Raw genomic sequence first — 3834 nt, 5'->3', positions numbered from 1 at the left:
CTATTTCGTCTCTGTATTCATCTAACGCCGATTTTTCGGTCATCTCATTTCTCCTTGAATCCCATGTTTTTTAAAATGGCTTGTGCTTCCGCGCTTTGTGATACGCGCTTTCCGTTTTCGGATTGTAGTTTTTTGAATTCAGCTCTCGCTTCTCTTGCCTTTTGAAAGATCTTTCGGATCTCAGCTATTGGAAGGTTAAATTCCATTTCCAAAATCTGAATTAAGTGAGGAGTATTTCTGTCTCCATAGGCTGTTGCCGATAGATTTGAATGACGGACCTCGTAGCCTTTTGCGATCGAACGTAGTGAGGATTTCCCTTCAACGGGATTAATTTGGTTTCTAATCGCGGGAGGTAGTTTGTTTCCTCTTGGCTTCTTGATACCATAAGGTTTTTTTAATGGTATCAAACTTTCATTTTCCATAAATCCTCCTGAGTCCGCGCAAATGGCTTAAGCATTGCGCTAACTTGATTTGAATTTTTGGAGCAAGTTGCCAAAGAAAACTTTCGCCAAAAAGATCAGTGTCGTCTTCTGAACTGATTAATTTAGAGGATGTCAGTTTTACCTTCGCACGTTGTAGTGATTGAAGCCCGGTAAGTAACCGTAACTCTCCTGAATAAAAGCTCTTCCCTGGTAAGAGAAGGTGTAAGATTGCGATCGATCCGGTTCCGGAAAATTTACGAGTAGGATTTTTACCTTCGATCGTATCGACGTTTAGAATATACAATCCGTCATATTCTTCAATGAACTGCCATTGTATTAGAATTTGAATCGTTCTATAGATTGTTTTCTCTGGACGTTTTAAGTTTCTTGCAACCTGCGTTGGACGAAACGCGACGAGAGGATTCTCTAAGAAAAATTTCGCTACAATCAAAAGAGTCATTTTCTTACCGAGTCAAGTAATGGTCTGAGCTTCTCAAACCATTTCTCCAAACATGGTTTACAAAGATCGAATTGATAAATGATAGTAGGTTGAAATCCGCATCCACTACAGACCGAAGTTTTTTCTGTAAAAAGATCCTCGGCGGAAGAACTCCCGCCGAGGGGAAGAAAGTCAAAGGTTGTATGCTTCGGAAAAGAACTGCTCATGCGAATTTCTCCAAGGAATGACTTTTTGGACTTTTCGTTTTGTATCCCTCTTTCGATTTAGAAGGTATGGTCGCTGAAATTTCACTTGGCAAAACATGAAGTCGAATATACTGAAGAAGATCTTCAGCATTCAATTTCCGAATCAGAGTGTCCGGAATTTTATTCCAACAACGATCAAATAGAGTTCGTGCGTTCAAATTTTTCTCACGTAAAGACTCTACTTGATCGCAAATGAAACGACCCCTCACTCGATCGTATTTAGTTGTGTTAGCCATTGAATGTTTCTCCTTTTTCCGAAAGTTTTTTCTTTTGGACCCAGTGATTGAATCGATCTTTAAGTTCCTCATCATCGATAAAGTATTCATAGATAGCGCATCGAGAGAGAAGAATTTGAACCGGATCTTGTTTTGTTTTTTCCATAATCCTTTGAATAGATTCAGATACTTTTCTTCGGTGACTTTTGATTGCGAAGATAGGCTCCATCACGCAAGCTCCTTGAATTTTTTGGTGGCAGGTGTTTCCCAAACGATTTCAAATTTATCTTCTTCGAGTGCTTTGATAACACTTGAATACGCATCTTGACCGTTGAGAGTTTTCAACGCGTAGTTATAGTTGAGTCCCTTGGAGTCGCTCCATTCTTTGAACCGAAGAAATCCTCTCTTTGCAATGGCTCGTTTGATCTCTTCATTATTTCGAATGATCATTACTGACTCTCCTTTAGTTTAGGGAAACGATACTGATCGGCTCGAACGTAGAATCCTCGATCATCGTTAAAACAAATGAAGAATTGAAAAAAGAAGATCTGAATCTCAATATAAAAGATTCGATGATTGATAGAAGATTTACGTAGACCGGTTCCTACGTTGATTTGCAGAAGGGATACAGTTTCTAAACCAGAGATAATGTAAAGATCTAAGCTCAACCAATTGGATGAGAGAGTATACGATGTTGGAATCAGCAAAAGGAGATTGAGAATAAGGGTCTTCAATCTCACTTTGATTTTTTGATCTGAACTTTCGGAACCCATGAAAACTCCTTGATTTCCCTGGTTTTATTTCCGATCCTTTCGGTAGGTTTAAACCAGTGACTTGGATATATACGTTAACGTATATTTGTCAATTAAAAAAAATACGAAAACGTATATAAAATGAATTTTTCAAAAAAACTTTCGAAAATGATGGAGATAACTGGTTGGAATCAAAAGGAAGTTGCCGAGAAAGCAGAAACAACGCAAGCAACAGTCAGCCGGATTATAAAGGGAGCTGAACCAGGGGTAGAATTTGTTGATTGTTTAAAGAAGAATGCAAATATAAACCCACTTTGGTTTTATATTGAAGACCTTTCTGATCAGAATTTATATTTACAACCTGAAGAAAAAAATCGTGATACTCGCCTTAATGAAGAATTTAAGATTTTACATCTATTTCGCAAACGATTAAATCTAAAGGTATTTGTTCTTGAATTACTTAACCTTGACCGTGATATAAGTGAAAGCGAACGGAATGCCTTAGAGGCTGTGATAAAAAGTTGGAAAAGAAAATGAGATTTAATTAAAGAATCTCGATCTCAGAATAAATAAATTTAATCGACTTAACAGCTATTTGATTTGCTAAGTATTCCACATTAAAACCTAATTCAATTCCTTCGTCTAAAGAATCCTTTATTAATTTTTCAACTTTGAAAACGATGAGTTGAATTTTATCCTTTTCCTCTTGCATTTCTTTCTCCAACAATTGCTATATATGTGTATAGTATAAGCATATACCAGACAAAATTTGCAAATGAGAGATAAAATTTTTACTTAGTTATGTCGGATAAAGCTATTATTTGGAATATAACTTTAAGGAATTTTCAAGAGAGTATATACACCTTCATGAAAATTCCTGATATGGTTATTTGATTTTTTCAACGAGAATTGCAGGATACTTGTTAGTCATTTTTATTGTTCCAAGTGCTATTCCGTTTATGTTGAGATCACGTTTTTTTGAAACTAATTCATCAAATTCTTTTTCTTTGTCAGTTGGAATGAATAGGAAAAAAATAGTTTCGAAAGAATCGACTTTATAAACTCCCTCAGCAATTGTATATTCATTCCAGTTAGTAAGTTCAATACCAGACCATTCCCTCAAGCTTGTCTCTAGTTCTTCAGAGTTTCTCATCATCTTAAACTTAAATTTTCCACTAACAGCCCCACCTTCCCACTTATCGACTCTTTCTAAGGATCTGCAAATAAAATCCAATTCGATAGGAAAATATCGTCGATCGTTCCTCCACTCACCAGCTACTTTAGTTCCGTCTTCGCAACTTATCTTACCAATTCCATGCTTTTTGCCGTTCAAAAAAGAACCTTCAAACACACATGTTGTTTCTCCAGCAATATAGGTTAGTTTTCCCTTTCCGTGCATATTCATATCTGAATTAAAATAACCTTCATAATGTTCTCCATCTTCAAACCAGTCGGAGACTTTTTTGGTTACATCAATTTTCCCATCAATAAAATACATGGTAGAAATTTTATCCGGTTCATCCGGCCTATAGCCCTTGACAAGTCCGTTTAATTTTCCATTTTTAAAGGTAGATTCAAAGATATTGCCTTCTTCAGTTTGTACTTTTCCTTTACCGTTTTGACAATCGCCTTCGATGCAAGTTTTAACTTTCTCCTCCGCAACAATTGAAATTGAGAATAAGAAAGCCGTTATATAAATAAATTTTTGTAATCTGTTCATACGGAAAATATTCAATATAC

At 36.1% G+C, this 3834-nt stretch carries 7 protein-coding genes; 1 reads left to right on the top strand and 6 read right to left on the bottom strand.

Annotated elements, in window-relative coordinates; all coding sequences use genetic code 11:
• Nucleotides 1-44 precede the first annotated feature (44 nt).
• The 4 genes from JWG45_RS14530 to JWG45_RS14515 all read right to left on the bottom strand — a co-directional run bounded on the left by JWG45_RS14530 (nt 45) and on the right by JWG45_RS14515 (nt 1792).
• Complete coding sequence (locus tag JWG45_RS14530) at nt 45-422, bottom strand: hypothetical protein (protein WP_205280406.1); 378 nt, start codon at nt 420-422, stop codon at nt 45-47.
• On the bottom strand, nt 412-882 hold the full coding sequence (locus tag JWG45_RS14525; RefSeq protein ID WP_205280405.1) for a hypothetical protein: 471 nt from the start codon (nt 880-882) through the stop codon (nt 412-414). Before JWG45_RS14525 ends, JWG45_RS14530 begins: the two co-directional genes overlap by 11 nt.
• A gap of 473 nt (nt 883-1355) precedes the next feature.
• A complete protein-coding gene (locus JWG45_RS14520; RefSeq protein WP_232380702.1) occupies nt 1356-1508 on the bottom strand; it encodes a hypothetical protein in 153 nt (50 codons plus the stop codon).
• A gap of 62 nt (nt 1509-1570) precedes the next feature.
• Entirely contained in the window at nt 1571-1792 is a 222-nt protein-coding gene (locus JWG45_RS14515; RefSeq protein ID WP_205280273.1) for a hypothetical protein, read from the bottom strand.
• A gap of 443 nt (nt 1793-2235) precedes the next feature.
• Between JWG45_RS14515 and JWG45_RS14510 the strand changes: the two genes are divergently transcribed.
• Nucleotides 2236-2631, top strand: a complete 396-nt coding sequence (locus JWG45_RS14510) for a helix-turn-helix domain-containing protein (protein WP_205280403.1) — start codon at nt 2236-2238, stop codon at nt 2629-2631.
• 7 nt (nt 2632-2638) lie between these two features.
• Here the strand turns inward: JWG45_RS14510 and JWG45_RS14505 are convergent, their stop codons facing one another.
• Both JWG45_RS14505 and JWG45_RS14500 read right to left on the bottom strand, forming a co-directional pair.
• Entirely contained in the window at nt 2639-2806 is a 168-nt protein-coding gene (locus JWG45_RS14505; protein ID WP_205280402.1) for a hypothetical protein, read from the bottom strand.
• Between the two features lie 174 nt (nt 2807-2980).
• On the bottom strand, nt 2981-3814 hold the full coding sequence (locus JWG45_RS14500; protein ID WP_205280407.1) for an MORN repeat-containing protein: 834 nt from the start codon (nt 3812-3814) through the stop codon (nt 2981-2983).
• Nucleotides 3815-3834: the final 20 nt, after the last annotated feature.

This window comes from Leptospira ainlahdjerensis (genome assembly GCF_016919175.1).
Lineage (GTDB): Bacteria > Spirochaetota > Leptospiria > Leptospirales > Leptospiraceae > Leptospira > Leptospira ainlahdjerensis.
The sequence above is the reverse complement of the archived record's forward strand: the minus strand, read 5'-3'. Positions and strand labels throughout refer to the sequence as shown.

Excerpts from the sequence above, each read along its gene's own strand:
- JWG45_RS14530 (WP_205280406.1), bottom strand. The coding sequence starts at position 422 with ATGGAAAATGAAAGTTTGATACCATTAAAAAAACCTTATGGTATCAAG.
- JWG45_RS14525 (WP_205280405.1), bottom strand. The coding sequence starts at position 882 with ATGACTCTTTTGATTGTAGCGAAATTTTTCTTAGAGAATCCTCTCGTC.
- JWG45_RS14520 (WP_232380702.1), bottom strand. The coding sequence starts at position 1,508 with ATGGAAAAAACAAAACAAGATCCGGTTCAAATTCTTCTCTCTCGATGC.
- JWG45_RS14515 (WP_205280273.1), bottom strand. The coding sequence starts at position 1,792 with ATGATCATTCGAAATAATGAAGAGATCAAACGAGCCATTGCAAAGAGA.
- JWG45_RS14510 (WP_205280403.1), top strand. The coding sequence starts at position 2,236 with ATGAATTTTTCAAAAAAACTTTCGAAAATGATGGAGATAACTGGTTGG.
- JWG45_RS14505 (WP_205280402.1), bottom strand. The coding sequence starts at position 2,806 with ATGCAAGAGGAAAAGGATAAAATTCAACTCATCGTTTTCAAAGTTGAA.
- JWG45_RS14500 (WP_205280407.1), bottom strand. The coding sequence starts at position 3,814 with ATGAACAGATTACAAAAATTTATTTATATAACGGCTTTCTTATTCTCA.